Source organism: Mycobacterium sp. (genome assembly GCF_046095365.1).
Lineage (GTDB): Bacteria > Actinomycetota > Actinomycetes > Mycobacteriales > Mycobacteriaceae > Mycobacterium.
On record NZ_JBJTJF010000144.1, the window covers coordinates 1 to 14485 of the forward strand.

Sequence of the window (14485 nt, forward strand, 5' to 3'; positions counted from 1 at the left end):
GGCATGATCCACACCGAACTGCACGCCGCCGGGATCTCCGACGAGCGGCTGCGTGAGTCCTACCGCTACTGCCGGCGGCTGAACGCCGAGCATGGACGGACGTACTTCCTGGCCACCCGGCTGCTGGCGCCCTCGCAGCGGCCGGCGGTGCACGCGCTCTACGGGTTCGCCCGCTACGCCGACGACATCCTCGACGACCTGCACTCCGACGCCACCGTGGCCGACCGCGAAGGCAGGCTGGAACAGCTGGCGTCGCGGTTCCTGCGCGGCGACGACACCGACGTCGCCGCCGAGCCGGTGCTGCCGGCGGTGCTGCACACCGCCCGCACCTACCGCATCCCGCTGGGCCTGTTCGACGAGTTTCTGGCCTCGATGCGGATGGATCTGACCGTCACCGACTACCCGGACCGGCCGGCGCTGAACCGCTACATGCGCGGGTCGGCCGAGGTGATCGGGCTGGAGATGCTGCCCATCCTCGGGACCGTGGGGCCTCTCGACGACGCGAAGCCGGGCGCGGAGGCGCTCGGCCGGGCCTTCCAGCTGACCAACTTCCTGCGTGACGTCAACGAGGACCTGGAACGCAACCGGGTCTACCTGCCCGCCGACGAACTGGCCGCGTTCGGTGTGGACCGGGAACTGCTCACCTGGTGCCACGACAACCAGCGCACCGACCCGCGGGTGCGTCAGGCCCTGGCCGCCCAGCACGAGATCACCCGCGCCGAGTACCGCGAGGCGCACAAGGCCATCGCACTGCTGGCCCCGCAGTCGCGGCCGTGCGTGACAGCGGCCTTCACGCTGTACTCGGAGATCCTCGACCGCATCGAGGACATCGACTTCGCGGTCTTCAGTCAGCGCGCGTCGGTCGGCATGGGCCGCCGGGTGCAGGTGTTCACCGGTGGACTGGTTCGGGCTCGGCGGGCCCGCCGGTCCACGGCCGCCTGACGATGGACCGGTGGCAGTACCTGGTACTGCTCGGCGGGTGCCTGGTGGTCACGCTGCCGCTGGAACTGTTCGGCGACGGCGTCTACCGGCAGCCGCTGCGGCTGCTGCGTTCCCTGGTCCCGGTGCTGGCCGTCTTTCTGGCGTGGGACGCGATCGCGATCGCGGCGGATGTGTGGCACTACAACCCCCGATTCGTCAGCGGGATCAACGTGCCGTTCATGCCGCTGGAGGAGCTGCTGTTCTTCATCGTCATCCCGCTGTGCGGCCTGCTGACCTACAACGCGGTCAGCGCCGGCCCGGCGATCCTGGCGCGGCTGCGCCGCCGCGGGGAGCGGGCCGAACGATGAACGGTCTGGGATACACGCTGCCCGCGGTCGTCTCCGTCGTCGTCGTGGCTGTGCTGGAATTGGCGGTGCTGCACACCGGGCTGTTCCGCAAACCCGCCTACTGGATATCGATGGTGATCGTGCTGGGGTTCCAAGTGCCGGTCGACGGCTGGCTGACCAAACTGTCGGCGCCGATCGTGATCTACAACGAGAAGCACTCCTCCGGTATCCGGTTTCCGTGGGACATCCCGGTCGAGGACTTCCTGTTCGGGTGGGCACTGGTCACCGCGGTGCTGCTGCTCTGGGAGCGGCAGGGCCAGAAGCGCGCCGCCGGCGGCGGCGCCGGAAAGGGGCGCTGATGGTGCGTCTGCCGTCCAAAGCCGGTCTGCGCCGCTCGGAGGTGCCCGGGGCGTTCGACGTCGGCGCCTCGGCCTACGACGCGCTGGTGGGAGCCAATCCGGGCTACCACGATCATCTGCGAATCTCCGCGCGGCGCATGGGGATTGCCGACGGGGGCCGCGGGTTGCGCCTGCTCGACGCCGGATGCGGGACCGGTGCCTCCACCGCGGCTCTGCTGGAGGCGGCCCCGCACGCGCGGATCGTCGCGGTCGACGCCTCGGCCGGCATGCTGGCCCAGGCCGCCGGGAAGACCTGGCCGGACACCGTCCGGTTCGTCCACTCGCCGATCGAGGAGTTCTCCGACGGGGAGTTCGACGGGATCCTGGCCGCCTACCTGATCCGCAACCTCGCCGACCCGGACGCCCAACTGCGTCGCTTCGCCGCGATGCTGCGCCCCGGCTGCCCGCTGGCGGTGCACGAGTACTCGGTGGCCGACTCCCGCCCGGCGCAGGCGGTCTGGAACGCGGTCTGCTGGGGCATCATCATCCCGGCCGGCTGGCGCAAGACCGGCGACAGCACCCTTTATCGTCACCTGTGGCGCAGCGTCACCAGCTTCGACGGCGCCACGAGATTCCAGAGCCGACTTGCCGCGGCCGGTTTCACCGGTGTGCACAGCCAGACCATGCCGGGCTGGCAACGCGGCATCGTGCACACGTTCCTGGGAGAGAGACCCCGATGACAGATCGCCGCCGGGTCGCCCACCCCGGACCGTCCGGGCTGCCGAGTGCCACCGGGTTGCCGCGGCCACCGCACGTGGTCGTGGTGGGAGCCGGTATCGCCGGGCTGGCCGCCGCGGCGGGGCTGGTGGAACGCGGTGTCACCGTGGAGGTCCTGGAACGGGAGGACAACCTCGGTGGTCGGGTGGCCGGCTGGACCGAGCGCCTCGACGACGGCAGCGAGGCGGCCAACAACCGGGGATTCCATGCGTTCTTCCGCCAGTACTACAACCTGAGGGCGCTGCTGCGCCGTAGCGACCCCACCCTGGCGCGGCTGCGCGCGGTGCAGGACTACCCGCTGATCGACGGCGAGGGCCGCCGCGACACCTTCCGCGGACTGCCGAAGACCCCGCCGTGGAACGCCGTCGTCTTCGCGATGCGAAGTCCGACCTTCCGCTTTCGCGACCTGATCAAGGTCAAGGCGAAATCCGTTGCGCCGCTTGCCGCAGTCAGTGTGCCGGGCATCTACGACCTCCTCGACGAGAAGGACTCCGCAACCTTCCTGGCCGACATCAACTTTCCTCCGGCGGCCCGCCACCTGGCGTTCGAGGTCTTCGCCCGCAGCTTCTTCGCGCCCCCCGAGCAGTTGTCGGCAGCCGAGCTCGCGGCGATGTTCCACATCTACTTCCTCGGTTCCAGCGAGGGCCTGATCTTCGATGTGGCCGAGTCGAACTTCGACACCGCGCTGTGGAACCCGCTGGGGGAGTACCTGTCCGGATGCGGGGTGAAGTTCCACACGGGTGTTTCGGCCGAGTCGATCGGCCTCGGCGGCACCAGGCAGATGCAGGTCAAGGCCGACGACGGCCGGGTCATCGACGCCGACGGGGTGGTCCTGGCAGCGGACGTGCCGGGGCTGCAGAAGATCGTCGCCGCGTCGCCGGATCTCGGTGACGCGGACTGGCGGCGGCGAATCGCCGACCTGCGGGTGGCTCCTCCGTTCGTGGTCCAGCGCCTCTGGCTGGACAGACCGGTGGCCGCGGAGCGGCCACCGTTCCTGGGAACCGGCGGACTGGACCCCGTCGACAACATCAGCGTGGTCAGCAGCTACGAGCGCCAGGCCGCGGAATGGGCCCGCGCGCACGGCGGCGCGGTCGTCGAGGTGCATGCCTATGTGGTGCAGGACCCGCCGCCGTTCGACGGGCTGCGCGAGAAGATGCTGAGCAGGCTGCACCAGGTCTATCCGGAGACCGCCGGGGCCGGCATCGTCTCCGAGCGGATTCTGTTCAAGCAGGATTTCCCGCTCTATTCGCCGGGTTCGTTCGCCGAGCGGCCGACCATCGACACCCCGGTGCCCGGCCTGGTGCTGGCCGGTGACGGCATCCGGATCGACCTTCCGGTGGCGCTGATGGAACGGGCGGCGACCACCGGGTGGTCGGCGGCCAATCGGCTGTTGGCAGGATGGGGGGTCAGTGGGCACACCCTGTACACCGTGCCGGTGCAGGGACGCTCACCGTTGCTGCGACGGCTTGCGGGGAAAGGCATGGGCTGATGGACCTGTGGGGCCGGCTGGCCGAGCGGCTGCCGAAGGACAATCCGGTGCAGGTGCTTCCCAAGTTCGACTGGGCCGGTCAGGCGCCCACCTATCGGCAGGCCGAGCCGGCCATCATCGAGGCAGCCCTGCAGCGCGGGCTGCGTCGCCCCAGCGGGAACTGGTTCGTCTTCGGCGCCAGCACCGACGTGTGCGGCGAGCGGCCGTTCGGCACGACGGTGGCCGGTGTAGAGATCGTCGCCTGGCGCGGAGCGGACGGCGCCCTGCGCGTCGGCCCGGCGTCCTGTCCGCACCTCGGCGCGGACCTGCGGACCGGCAAGGTGGTCTGCGGGGGACTGGTCTGCCCGTGGCACGGGCTGCGACTGGACGGCGGCCGGGAGTTCGGCTGGAAGCCGTTGCCCGCCCACGACGACGGCGTGCTGGTCTGGGTGCGGCTGGACAAGGTCGGCGGTGAGGACCCGCTGGACGTGCCGGTGCTGCCGGTGCGGCCCACCGGCCCGCAACTGGCGGCGGTGGCGCGCATGGAGGGGGTGTGCGAGCCGCGCGACGTCATCGCCAACCGCCTGGACCCGTGGCACGGCGCCTGGTTCCACCCGTACTCGTTCGCCCAACTCGAGGTGCTCAGCGCCCCGCCGGTCGACGCCGACGAGGACTCCGACGTCTTCCAGACCGCGGTGACCTTCCATCTCGGCCGGCTCGGCGTGCCGGTGATCGCCGAGTTCACCGTGCCCGAACCGCGCACCGTCGTCATGCACATCGTCGAGGGCCAGGGAGCGGGCAGCGTGGTCGAGACGCATGCGACGCCGCTGGGCGACGGTCCGGACGGGCGGCCCCGCACCGCCGTCATCGAAGCGGTGATCGCCCAGTCCGACCGCACCGGATTCCAGTACTCGCTGCGGGCCGCCCCGCTGCTGCGGCCGATCATGAAGCTGATGGCCGCGCGGCTGTGGCGCGACGACCTCGCCTACGCCGAGCGGCGATACGCACTGCGCGCCAGAGCAACCCACTGATATGACCAAGCGCGTCGTCGTCTACGGGACCGGCTTCGTCGGCAAGATGGTCATCCCGGAGATCCTCGAGCACCCGGAGTTCGAGCTGATCGGCATCGGCGTCAGCAACCCGGCGAAGGTGGGGTTGGACGCCGGGGAGATCTGCGGGCTGGGTCACCGGACCGGCGTCGTCGCCACCGACGACGCCGACGCGCTGATCACGCTGCGGCCCGACGCCCTGGTGCACTACGGCCCGACCGCCGCACACGCCGACGCCAACATCGACCTGATCGGCCGGTTCCTGCGGGCCGGTATCGACGTCTGCTCCACGGCCATGACGCCGTGGGTGTGGCCGAAGATGCACCTGAACCCGCCGAACTGGATCGAGCCCATCGCCGCGGCCTGCGAGGCCGGCGGCGCGTCGTGTTTCACCACCGGTATCGACCCCGGCTTCGCCAACGACCTCTTCCCGATGACGCTGATGGGCCTGTGCTCGGAGGTGCGCCGGGTGCGCGCCTCGGAACTGCTGGACTACACCAACTACGAGGGCGCCTACGAGTTCGAGATGGGCATCGGCCGCGAGCCGGAGTACAAGCCGCTGCTGGAGAACAGTGACATCCTGGTATTCGCTTGGGGCGCAACGGTTCCGATGATCGCATATGCCGCCGGGATCGAACTGGACGCGATCACCACCACCTGGGACAAGTGGGTGACCCCGACTGAGCGCACGACAGTCAAGGGCCTCATCGAACCTGGGCGGGTTGCGGCGGTGCGGTTCACCATCAACGGGGTGTACCGGGGCGAGACCCGCATCCAGCTCGAGCACGTCAACCGCATCGGCCACGACGCGGCGCCGGACTGGCCGTCGGGCAACCAGGACGACGTCTACCGCGTGGAGATCGAGGGAACGCCCAGCGTCTTCCAGGAGACCGCGTTCCGTTTCACCGACGGCTCCGGCCGCGACGCCGCGACCGCCGGGTGCCTGGCCACCGGGTTGCGTGCGCTCAACGCGGTTCCTGCCGTCAACGACCTGCCGCCGGGCTGGGTGACGCCGCTGGACCTGCCGCTGATCCCGGGGCGCGGAACCATCCGCTGAGCGTGCCGCGGGCTGCCTAGACTGCCTGGAATGAAGGCTGTCAGCTGCGCGCACGGAAACCTCTCGGTGGTCGAGCTGCCCGACCCGAGGCCGGCGGCCGGCCAGCTGGTGCTCGACGTGCGCGCCTGCGGTATCTGCGGCTCGGACCTGCACGCCAAGGACCACGCCGATGAGCTGACCGGCGTGATGGACACCATGGGCTACCCGGACTTCATGCGCGGGGACACCCCCACCGTGATGGGCCACGAGTTCTCCGGGGTCATCACCGAGCGCGGACCCAAGACGCCGAAGTCGCTCAAGGAGGGCATGACCGTCGTCTCCTTCCCGCTGGTGCGCAGCCACGGCGGGGTGCACCTGACCGGGCTGTCGCCGCTGGCACCCGGCGGGTACGCCGAGCGGGTTCTGGTCGAGGCGTCGTTGACCTTCCCGGTGCCCAACGGGCTGCCCGCCGACATCGCGGCGCTGACCGAACCGATGGCGGTCGCGCTGCACGCCGTGCGCCGGGCCGCGGTGAAGAAGTCCGACACCGCCGTCGTCGTGGGCTGCGGACCGGTGGGGCTGGCGGTGATCTGTCAGCTCAAGGCCGTCGGGGTGGGCACCGTGATCGCCAGCGACTTCTCCCCCGCCCGCCGGGACCTGGCGCGCCGCTGCGGCGCCGACGTGGTGGTGGACCCCGCGGTCGACTCGCCATACCAGAGGATCAACCCCAAGGGTGTGATCCGCGAGGTTCCCGCGCTCTACGAACTCGCGCTGTCGTCGATGGACAAATTGCGCAAGCTTCCCGGCTGGCAGCACGTCTACCGCGCCGCGGAGACGACGGGCGCGGCCGGGCCCAAGCGGCCGGTGGTCTTCGAGTGTGTCGGTGTGCCGGGGATGATCGACGGGGTCGTGTCGGCGGCGCCGCTGAATTCGCGAGTGGTGGTGGTCGGGGTCTGCATGGGCAACGACCAGATCCGGCCGACGATGGCGCTGGCCAAGGAGATCGACCTGCGCTTCGTGTTCGGCTACACCCCGCTGGACTTCTACGACACCTTGCGCATGCTGGCCGACGGGAAGCTGGATGCGGCGCCCCTGGTCACCGGCAAGGTGGGGCTACACGGGGTGTCGGGGGCGTTTGAGGCGCTGGGTGACCCCGAGAAGCACGCCAAGGTGCTCATCGACCCGCGCAGCATGGCGGAGTTGGCCTAGGCGCCGGTTCAGTGGCCGCGAGCCACCCATTCGTCGTAGTGCACCAGCTCGTCGCCCACGGTGGTCGAGTCGCCGTGACCGGTGCACACCACGGTGTCGGCCGGCAGCGCCCCCAGTCGATCTTTGATCGAGGCGAGGATAGTCGGGAAGTCGGAGAACGACCGGCCGGTGGCGCCCGGCCCGCCGTGGAACAGGGTGTCCCCGGAGAACACCGCGCCCAGCGCGGGTGCGTACAGGCATGTCGACCCGGGCGAGTGGCCGGGGGTGGCGATGGCGTGCAACTCGATGCCGCCGGCGGTGAGGGCCTGACCGTCGCGCAACGCGCGGAAAGGCTTGTCGCCGTGCGTCATCTCCCACAGCATGGTGTCGGCCGGGTTCAACAGCACGGGGGCGTCGAGGTCCGCGCCCAGTTGCGGGGCGACGGTGATGTGGTCGTTGTGGCCGTGGGTGCACACCACCGCGACGACGTGGCGGCCGGCCACCGCGTTCCGGATGGCCGTCGCATCGTGGGCGGCGTCGATCACGACCACCTCGGAGTCGTCGCCGACCAGCCAGATGTTGTTGTCGACGGCCCAACTGCCGCCGTCGAGTTCGAACGTGCCGTGGGTGACCACCCGCTGGACACCGCTGCTGATCACCACACCACCACCGAGCGCAGCACCTCACCGGCGTGCATCTTGTGGAAGGCCTCCTCGACCTGGTCCAGCGCGATGCGCTCGGAGACGAACTTGTCCAGGGGCAGCCGACCTTGCCGGTACAGCGAGATCAGGGTGGGGAAGTCGCGCTCGGGCAGGCAGTCGCCGTACCACGACGACTTCAGCGACCCGCCGCGGGAGAAGAAGTCGACCAGCGGCATCTCCAGTGTCATCTCCGGGGTCGGAACACCGACCAGCACAACGGTTCCGGCCAGATCCCGGGCGTAGAACGCCTGCTTCCAGGTCTCCGGGCGGCCGACCGCGTCGATCACCACGTCGGCGCCGTTGCCGTCGGTGAGGTTCTGAATCGTCTCGACGACGTCGGCTTGCCGGGCGTTGACGGTGTGGGTGGCGCCGAAATCCCGCGCCCAGGCCAGCTTGGTGTCGTCGGTGTCGACGGCGATGATCTGCCGGGCGCCGACGAGTTTTGCACCGGCGATCGCGGCGTCACCCACTCCGCCGCAGCCGATGACGGCGACGGTGTCGTCACGGCCGACCGCCCCGGTGTTGATGGCCGCCCCGATGCCGGCCATCACCCCGCAGCCCAGCAGTCCGGCCACCGCAGGGTCGGCCTCGGGATCGACCTTGGTGCACTGGCCCTCGTGCACCAGGGTCTTGTCGGCGAACGCGCCGATGCCCAGTGCCGGGCTCAGCTCGGTGCCGTCGGTCAGCGTCATCTTCTGCGCGGCGTTGAAGGTGTCAAAGCAGTACCACGGCCGTCCCCGTCTGCACGCCCGGCACTGCCCGCAGACCGCGCGCCAGTTGAGGATCACGAAGTCGCCCGGCGCGACCCGGGTCACGCCCTCACCCACCGTCTCGACGATTCCGGCCGCCTCGTGGCCGAGCAGGAACGGATAGGCGTCGTTGATCCCGCCCTCGCGGTAGGTCAGGTCGGTGTGGCACACCCCGCAGGCCTGGACGGCGACTACCACCTCACCGGGGCCGGGATCGGGGATGACGACGTCGACCAGTTCGACCGGTCGGCCCTTGCTCCGCGAGATCACGCCGCGCACCGTCTGACTCATGGTCTGCAGACCCTAGTCGCCGCTACGGTTGCGGGGATGTCCGAATCCCTCGACCTGATCGCCGACTGGCCGGTGCGCAATGCCGCCGCGGCGGTGGTCGCGCCGTCAGGTGTGCTGGCCGCCCGCGGCGACACGGCGAGAGTGTTCCGGCTGGCCTCGGTCACCAAACCGTTGGTCGCGCGTGCGGCCCAGGTCGCGGTCGAGGAGGGCGTCGTTGAACTCGACACCGCGGCCGGCCCGCCCGGCGCCACGGTGCGTCACCTGCTCGCGCACGCCTCGGGACTCGCCATGCAGTCGGGGGAGGTGCTCGCCCCGCCGGGCACCCGCCGGATCTACTCCAATCACGGTTTCGCGGTGCTGGCCGAGACGGTCCAGGCGCAGTCCGGGATCGAGTTCGGCCGCTATCTCGGTGAAGCGGTCTTCGCCCCGCTGGGAATGACCGCCTCGCGCCTCGACGGCGGGACGGCGACGGCCGGGTTCGGTGCGTCGTCCACGGTTGCCGACCTGGCCGCGTTCGCCGCCGATCTGCTCAGCCCGCGCACCGTGTCGGCGCCGATGCACGCCCAGGCCACCCGCGTCCAGTTCCCGGGCCTGGACGGTGTGCTGCCCGGCTTCGGTTCCCAGCGGCCCAACGACTGGGGTCTGGGCTTCGAGATTCGCGACGGCAAGTCGCCGCACTGGACGGGGTCGGCGAACTCACCGGCCACCTACGGGCACTTCGGGCAGTCCGGCACGTTCCTGTGGGTCGATCCGGTCCGCCGGATCGCCCTGGTGGCACTGACCGACCGCGATTTCGGGGACTGGGCGAAACCGCTCTGGCCTGCACTGTCTGACCGGGTTCTGGCCGAGTTCAACTAGGACTAGCGCAACAGGGGTCTCAAGGGGCACAATAGACCCGTACGGCGCAACTGCATCTTTGGAAACACCAGGTCGTTGGGGAAGACGTCCCGAGTGGAGCCGAAGGAGGCAGTGATGCGTGCGTCGAATCAGTTCGCCGACGCGACGACCGGCGTGGTCTACCTCCACGCCTCGCCCGCGGCGGTGTGCCCGCATGTCGAGTGGGCTTTGTCGTCGACCCTCGGTGCGGGGGCGAATCTGAGGTGGACCCCCCAGCCGGCGATGCCCGGTCAGTTGCGGGCGGTCACCAACTGGGTCGGTCCGGTGGGAACCGGGGCCCGGCTGGCCAGTGCGCTGCGGTCGTGGTCGGTGCTGCGCTTCGAGGTCACCGAGGACCCCAGCCCCGGTGTGGACGGCCAGCGGTTCTGCCACACCCCCCAACTCGGTCTGTGGAGCGGGGCGATGAGCGCCAACGGCGACATCATGGTCGGTGAGATGCGGTTGCGCACCCTGATGTCGGCCGGCGCCGACACCCTGGCGGCGGAGTTGGACACCGTGCTGGGCACGGCGTGGGACGAGGCGCTCGAGCCCTACCGCGACGGCGGCGACAGCGGTGAGATCAGCTGGCTCAGCCGCGGTGTCGGCTAGCGGCCGACGGCAATCCTCAGCGCGCCCGGCACCGCCGAAATCTCGACCGGCAGCGGGCACACGTAGTCGCCGTCGGCGTAGGCGTTGATACCCGGTGAGTCCACGGTGACCGTGCGGGCGCGGTCGGTGGTGACGTCATCCAGGGCGATGTGAGTGCCCTTGAACACGGTGGGGAACAAGCGGATCAGCTTGGTGCGCGACGCGGTGCGCACCATGGTGACGTCCAGCAGCCCGTCGGACGGGTCGGCGCCGGGGCAGATCTTCATACCGCCGCCGTAACTGCGGGTGTTGCCGAACGCCGCGAGAGTCAGGTCGGCGACGACTTCGCGTTCGCCGTCGAAGACCAGCCGGAAGGGCAGCAGCCGAAGCCGGGAGAGTTCGGCCACGATCGCCAGGTTGTAGCGCATCCGGCCGTGCGGCCAGCGCATTCGGTTGACCCGGTCGCTGACCAGCGAGTCGAAGCCGGTCGCCGCGATCGTTCCGAACCAGGAGACTGATCCGTCCGGTCCGCGGATCCGGCCGAGGTCGACCGTCCGGGTGTGTCCGGCTGTGATGACGTCCACGGCCGCGGCCGGGTCACCGGTCGGAATCGCGTAGTCCCGGGCATGGTCGTTGCCGGTTCCGGCCGGGACGATACCCAGCGGAATGTCGCTGTTCGCCAACTCCTGCAACGCCAATCGGATGACGCCGTCGCCACCGACAACCACGAGCGCGTCGGTGCCCTCCGCGACCGCCCGGCCGACCAGTTCGCGGGCATGGGCGGCGTCGCGTCCGATGATCGCGGTGACGTCGACACCGAGAGCCTGGAATCGGGCGATGGCCTTCTCCGCGACGTGCGGGCCGTTGCCGTGACCGGCCATCGGGTTGGTCAGGACGGTCACCCGGTTCACGGAATCAGCTTGCCCGGGTTGAGGATTCCGGCCGGATCGAGGGCCTGTTTGACCGCCCGCAGCACTTCGACGCCGAGTTCCCCGATCTCGGCGGGCATCCAGTGCCGATGATCGACGCCGACCGCGTGGTGATGGGTGATGGTGCCCCCGTTGGCGACGATGGCGTCGCTCGCCGCTAGCTTCGCCGAACGCCACTGCTCGGCGACGTCACCGCGTTGTCCGGCGACGACGGTGAAGTACAGCGAGGCGCCGGTGGGGTAGACGTGGGAGATATGGCACATCACCAGTGCCGGCGTACCGGTTGCGCCCAGTGCAGAACTCAGCGCTTCGGTCACCGCCGATTTCAGCCGCGGGATGTTCGACCAGTTCGTGGCGGTCTCCAGCGTCTCGCACAGCGCCCCGGCCCGCAGCAGCGAGTCACGCAGGTAGGGGGCGTCGAACCGGCCGTGCTCCCAGGCTCGGGCCGGGCCCTCGCCCAGCGGGGTGCCGCCGTGTGCGGCGAGCAGGGCGTACGTCTCGGCGTGCCGGCTCTCGGTGTGGGCGGCGCTGCCCTCGAACACGGTGATCGCCAGACAGCCGCCGGTGATGCTCTGCTCGCCGATGCTGTGTGTGGTGGCGAGGTTCACGCCGGTCTCGGCCTCGTCGGACAGCCGCAGTACCGTCGCCCCGGTACCGGTCTGGGTGACCGCGCGCAGCGCGTCGGCCCCGGTGGGAAAGTCGGGGAACGACCACGCCTCGTAGCGCACCGTCTCGGGAACCGGGTGCACCCGAAGCCGCACCCGGGTGATGACGCCGAACACCCCCTCGGAGCCGCAGAACAGCTCGCGCAGATCCGGGCCGGCGGCCGAGGCGGGGGCCCGGCCGAGATCGAGCGGGCCGGCGGGGGTGATCACGTGCAGGCCGCGGACCATGTCGTTGAACCGGCCGTAGCCGGCCGAGTTCTGGCCGGAGGACCGGGTTGCCGCGAAGCCGCCGATGCTGGCGAAGCGGAAGCTCTGCGGGAAGTGACCCAGGGAGAAGCCGCGCTCGCCGAGCAGGCGTTCGGCGTCGGGCCCGGTGACCCCGGCGCCCAACTCCGCTTCGCCGGAAATCTCGTCGAGCCGGAGCAACGCGTCGAAGCGGCGCAGATCGAGCGTGATGACGGCGTCGAAGTCCGCCCGGACCGGGTCGAGCCCCCCCACCACGCTGCTGCCGCCGCCGAAGGGCACCACGGCGACACGGTTGCGCGAACAGTAGCCCAGGATGGCCGCCACCTCGTCCTCGCCGCCCGGGATGACCACCGCGTCGGGCGCGTCCTGATGAGTCTGCTTGCGGCGCAGCAGGTCCGGTGTCGACTTGCCGCCGGCATGCAGTAGCCGGTCCCGGTCGCCGGTCTTGACGTACTCCCGGCCGACAATGGCGGCCAGGCTGTCCCGGTGACCCTGCGCCAGGGCCGAGGGGGACAGCGTCACCTCGTCGAGACCGGGTGCGGGGATTTCGACCCCGGAGACCCCGAGCGCCTGCTCGAGCAGTGTCCGGATTCCGTCGGACAACGGCTTGGCCAGTTCCGGGTCGCCCCAGGCATCCCAGGCCATCGGGGGCAGCAGGTCTCCGGTCTCGGGTTCGGCCACGGGTTACAGTATGGAGGATTCGCGCCCGCCTGAAGCGATGGCGGCGCATCGAACGGATACCTGTGCCGATGAACACCGCCCTTAACGCCGAGCGGCGTACCGCCGAGATCAGTGCGCTGGCTGACCGCGCCTCGGTTGACGTCGTCGTCATCGGCGGCGGGATCACCGGCGCGGGCATCGCACTGGACGCGGCCAGCCGGGGACTGTCGGTGGCGCTGGTGGAGAAGCACGACCTGGCCTTCGGAACCAGCCGGTGGAGCTCGAAACTGGTACACGGCGGTCTGCGCTACCTCGCCAGCGGTGACATCGGCATCGCCCGGCGCAGTGCCGCCGAACGCGGAATCCTGATGTCGCGCAACGCCCCCCATCTGGTCAGGGCGATGCCGCAACTGGTTCCGCTGCTGCCGTCGATGAGCCGGTCGCAACGGGCCCTGGTCAGGGTCGGATTCCTGGCCGGTGACGCGCTGCGGGCGATGGCCGGCACGAAGTCCTCGGTGTTGCCGCGGCCGCGCCGGATCAGTGCCGAGCAGGCGGTGGCGATGGCGCCGACGGTGCGCCGCGAGGGGTTGGACGGGGCGCTGCTGGCCTATGACGGCCAGCTGATCGACGACGCCCGGCTGGTGGTCGTGGTGGCGCGAACCGCCGCCCAGCACGGTGCGAGCATTCTCACCCGGGTCACCGCGTCGCGCGCCACCGGGTCGTCGGTGCGGCTCACCGACGAAGTGACCGGACAGACGTTGGACGTGTCAGCGCGGGCGGTGATCAACGCAACCGGGGTGTGGGCCGCCGAGGTGGACCCGTCGATACGGCTGCGGCCCAGTCGCGGGACGCATCTGGTCTTCGATGCCGCGTCATTCGGCAATCCGACTGCGGCGCTGACGATTCCGATCCCCGGTGAGACCAACCGGTTCGTCTTCGCCATGCCCGAGCAGCTGGGACGGGTATATCTGGGGCTGACCGACGAGGAGTCTCCCGGTCCGGTCCCGGACGTGCCGGAGCCGACGCCGCAGGAGGTCGCCTTCCTGCTCGACACCGTCAACACCGCACTGCAGACGGCGCTGACGACGTCTGAGGTGACCGGCGCCTACGCCGGGCTGCGGCCGCTGATCGACGCCGGCCCCGGTAAGGAGTCCAGGACCTCGGATCTCTCGCGCGACCATGCCGTGCTGGAGTCGGACGCCGGGATGTTCAGCGTCGTCGGGGGCAAACTCACCGAGTACCGGTACATGGCGCAGGACGTTCTGGACCAGGCCGTGGCCCGACGGGCGCTCAAGGCGGGGCCGTGCCGGACCGCCGACCTGCCACTTGTCGGAGCCCCGGCCAATCCCGCTGTTGCCGCCGCGGCCGACCCGCGTGGATTGCCCGAGTCCCTGGTGGCTCGTTACGGCGCCGAGGCGCCGGCCGTCATCGCTTCGGCGCACTGCGCGCGGCCGCTGGATCCGGTCGCCGACGGCATCGACGTGACCCGCGCGGAGTTCGAGTACGCGGTCACCCACGAGGGAGCGCTGGACGCCGACGACATCCTCGACCGGCGCACCCGGATCGGGCTGGTGGTCACCGATCGCGAACGGGCCGAACAAGCGGCGGAGGAGTTCCTCGCCGGGGTCTGAAACGTGCCCGGATCCGCACCGGCCG

General features: G+C 70.4%; 15 protein-coding genes. 11 read left to right on the forward strand and 4 right to left on the reverse strand.

Going from position 1 to position 14485, the window contains the following annotated elements:
- Positions 1 to 3 precede the first annotated feature (3 nt).
- The 8 genes from ACKOQ4_RS11305 to ACKOQ4_RS11340 are packed head-to-tail and all read left to right on the forward strand — an operon-like array spanning position 4 to position 7145.
- Positions 4 to 942, forward strand: coding sequence for a phytoene/squalene synthase family protein (locus ACKOQ4_RS11305; protein ID WP_526291874.1), 939 nt, complete (start codon positions 4 to 6; stop codon positions 940 to 942).
- A 2-nt stretch (positions 943 to 944) separates the two neighbouring features.
- Positions 945 to 1289 (forward strand): lycopene cyclase domain-containing protein, encoded by a 345-nt coding sequence (locus tag ACKOQ4_RS11310; protein ID WP_526291828.1) that lies wholly within the window; start codon positions 945 to 947, stop codon positions 1287 to 1289.
- On the forward strand, positions 1286 to 1627 hold the full coding sequence (locus tag ACKOQ4_RS11315; protein WP_526291830.1) for a lycopene cyclase domain-containing protein: 342 nt from the start codon (positions 1286 to 1288) through the stop codon (positions 1625 to 1627). Before ACKOQ4_RS11310 ends, ACKOQ4_RS11315 begins: the two co-directional genes overlap by 4 nt.
- On the forward strand, positions 1627 to 2346 hold the full coding sequence (locus tag ACKOQ4_RS11320; protein ID WP_526291832.1) for a class I SAM-dependent methyltransferase: 720 nt from the start codon (positions 1627 to 1629) through the stop codon (positions 2344 to 2346). The genes ACKOQ4_RS11315 and ACKOQ4_RS11320 overlap by 1 nt, the downstream gene beginning before the upstream one ends.
- Positions 2343 to 3872 (forward strand): FAD-dependent oxidoreductase, encoded by a 1530-nt coding sequence (locus ACKOQ4_RS11325; protein ID WP_526291834.1) that lies wholly within the window; start codon positions 2343 to 2345, stop codon positions 3870 to 3872. Before ACKOQ4_RS11320 ends, ACKOQ4_RS11325 begins: the two co-directional genes overlap by 4 nt.
- The gene (locus tag ACKOQ4_RS11330; protein WP_526291836.1) at positions 3872 to 4882 is read left to right on the forward strand and encodes a DUF5914 domain-containing protein; all 1011 of its coding nucleotides are present in this window, start codon (positions 3872 to 3874) and stop codon (positions 4880 to 4882) included. The genes ACKOQ4_RS11325 and ACKOQ4_RS11330 overlap by 1 nt, the downstream gene beginning before the upstream one ends.
- A gap of 1 nt (position 4883) precedes the next feature.
- Positions 4884 to 5957 carry an NAD(P)H-dependent amine dehydrogenase family protein gene (locus ACKOQ4_RS11335; protein WP_526291838.1) on the forward strand — a complete coding sequence of 358 codons (1074 nt, stop codon included), beginning with the start codon at positions 4884 to 4886 and terminating at the stop codon, positions 5955 to 5957.
- 30 nt (positions 5958 to 5987) lie between these two features.
- Positions 5988 to 7145 carry a zinc-binding dehydrogenase gene (locus tag ACKOQ4_RS11340; RefSeq protein ID WP_526291840.1) on the forward strand — a complete coding sequence of 386 codons (1158 nt, stop codon included), beginning with the start codon at positions 5988 to 5990 and terminating at the stop codon, positions 7143 to 7145.
- Between the two features lie 8 nt (positions 7146 to 7153).
- On the opposite strand, the gene ACKOQ4_RS11345 is transcribed toward ACKOQ4_RS11340, so the two are convergent.
- Together ACKOQ4_RS11345 and ACKOQ4_RS11350 are read right to left on the reverse strand one after the other, a co-directional pair.
- On the reverse strand, positions 7154 to 7780 hold the full coding sequence (locus ACKOQ4_RS11345; RefSeq protein WP_526291877.1) for an MBL fold metallo-hydrolase: 627 nt from the start codon (positions 7778 to 7780) through the stop codon (positions 7154 to 7156).
- Entirely contained in the window at positions 7780 to 8865 is a 1086-nt protein-coding gene (locus tag ACKOQ4_RS11350; protein WP_526291842.1) for an S-(hydroxymethyl)mycothiol dehydrogenase, read from the reverse strand. The genes ACKOQ4_RS11345 and ACKOQ4_RS11350 overlap by 1 nt, the downstream gene beginning before the upstream one ends.
- A 36-nt stretch (positions 8866 to 8901) precedes the next feature.
- Between ACKOQ4_RS11350 and ACKOQ4_RS11355 the strand changes: the two genes are divergently transcribed.
- Both ACKOQ4_RS11355 and ACKOQ4_RS11360 read left to right on the forward strand, forming a co-directional pair.
- The gene (locus ACKOQ4_RS11355) at positions 8902 to 9723 is read left to right on the forward strand and encodes a serine hydrolase domain-containing protein (RefSeq protein WP_526291844.1); all 822 of its coding nucleotides are present in this window, start codon (positions 8902 to 8904) and stop codon (positions 9721 to 9723) included.
- A 114-nt stretch (positions 9724 to 9837) separates the two neighbouring features.
- Positions 9838 to 10350 (forward strand): DUF3145 family protein, encoded by a 513-nt coding sequence (locus tag ACKOQ4_RS11360; RefSeq protein ID WP_526291846.1) that lies wholly within the window; start codon positions 9838 to 9840, stop codon positions 10348 to 10350.
- Here ACKOQ4_RS11360 and ACKOQ4_RS11365 read toward each other — a convergent pair.
- A complete protein-coding gene (locus ACKOQ4_RS11365; RefSeq protein ID WP_526291848.1) occupies positions 10347 to 11240 on the reverse strand; it encodes a diacylglycerol kinase in 894 nt (297 codons plus the stop codon). The two genes, ACKOQ4_RS11360 and ACKOQ4_RS11365, sit on opposite strands and share 4 nt — an antisense overlap.
- Complete coding sequence (locus ACKOQ4_RS11370; protein ID WP_526291879.1) at positions 11237 to 12814, reverse strand: FAD-binding oxidoreductase; 1578 nt, start codon at positions 12812 to 12814, stop codon at positions 11237 to 11239. Before ACKOQ4_RS11370 ends, ACKOQ4_RS11365 begins: the two co-directional genes overlap by 4 nt.
- Before the next feature lie 104 nt (positions 12815 to 12918).
- Between ACKOQ4_RS11370 and ACKOQ4_RS11375 the strand changes: the two genes are divergently transcribed.
- Positions 12919 to 14460 carry a glycerol-3-phosphate dehydrogenase/oxidase gene (locus ACKOQ4_RS11375; protein ID WP_526291850.1) on the forward strand — a complete coding sequence of 514 codons (1542 nt, stop codon included), beginning with the start codon at positions 12919 to 12921 and terminating at the stop codon, positions 14458 to 14460.
- Positions 14461 to 14485: the final 25 nt, after the last annotated feature.

Excerpts from the sequence above, each read along its gene's own strand:
- ACKOQ4_RS11340 (WP_526291840.1), top strand. The coding sequence starts at position 5,988 with ATGAAGGCTGTCAGCTGCGCGCACGGAAACCTCTCGGTGGTCGAGCTG.
- ACKOQ4_RS11310 (WP_526291828.1), top strand. The coding sequence starts at position 945 with ATGGACCGGTGGCAGTACCTGGTACTGCTCGGCGGGTGCCTGGTGGTC.
- ACKOQ4_RS11330 (WP_526291836.1), top strand. The coding sequence starts at position 3,872 with ATGGACCTGTGGGGCCGGCTGGCCGAGCGGCTGCCGAAGGACAATCCG.
- ACKOQ4_RS11375 (WP_526291850.1), top strand. The coding sequence starts at position 12,919 with ATGAACACCGCCCTTAACGCCGAGCGGCGTACCGCCGAGATCAGTGCG.
- ACKOQ4_RS11315 (WP_526291830.1), top strand. The coding sequence starts at position 1,286 with ATGAACGGTCTGGGATACACGCTGCCCGCGGTCGTCTCCGTCGTCGTC.
- ACKOQ4_RS11325 (WP_526291834.1), top strand. The coding sequence starts at position 2,343 with ATGACAGATCGCCGCCGGGTCGCCCACCCCGGACCGTCCGGGCTGCCG.
- ACKOQ4_RS11350 (WP_526291842.1), bottom strand. The coding sequence starts at position 8,865 with ATGAGTCAGACGGTGCGCGGCGTGATCTCGCGGAGCAAGGGCCGACCG.
- ACKOQ4_RS11360 (WP_526291846.1), top strand. The coding sequence starts at position 9,838 with ATGCGTGCGTCGAATCAGTTCGCCGACGCGACGACCGGCGTGGTCTAC.
- ACKOQ4_RS11320 (WP_526291832.1), top strand. The coding sequence starts at position 1,627 with ATGGTGCGTCTGCCGTCCAAAGCCGGTCTGCGCCGCTCGGAGGTGCCC.
- ACKOQ4_RS11305 (WP_526291874.1), top strand. The coding sequence starts at position 4 with ATGATCCACACCGAACTGCACGCCGCCGGGATCTCCGACGAGCGGCTG.
- ACKOQ4_RS11370 (WP_526291879.1), bottom strand. The coding sequence starts at position 12,814 with ATGGCCTGGGATGCCTGGGGCGACCCGGAACTGGCCAAGCCGTTGTCC.
- ACKOQ4_RS11335 (WP_526291838.1), top strand. The coding sequence starts at position 4,884 with ATGACCAAGCGCGTCGTCGTCTACGGGACCGGCTTCGTCGGCAAGATG.
- ACKOQ4_RS11355 (WP_526291844.1), top strand. The coding sequence starts at position 8,902 with ATGTCCGAATCCCTCGACCTGATCGCCGACTGGCCGGTGCGCAATGCC.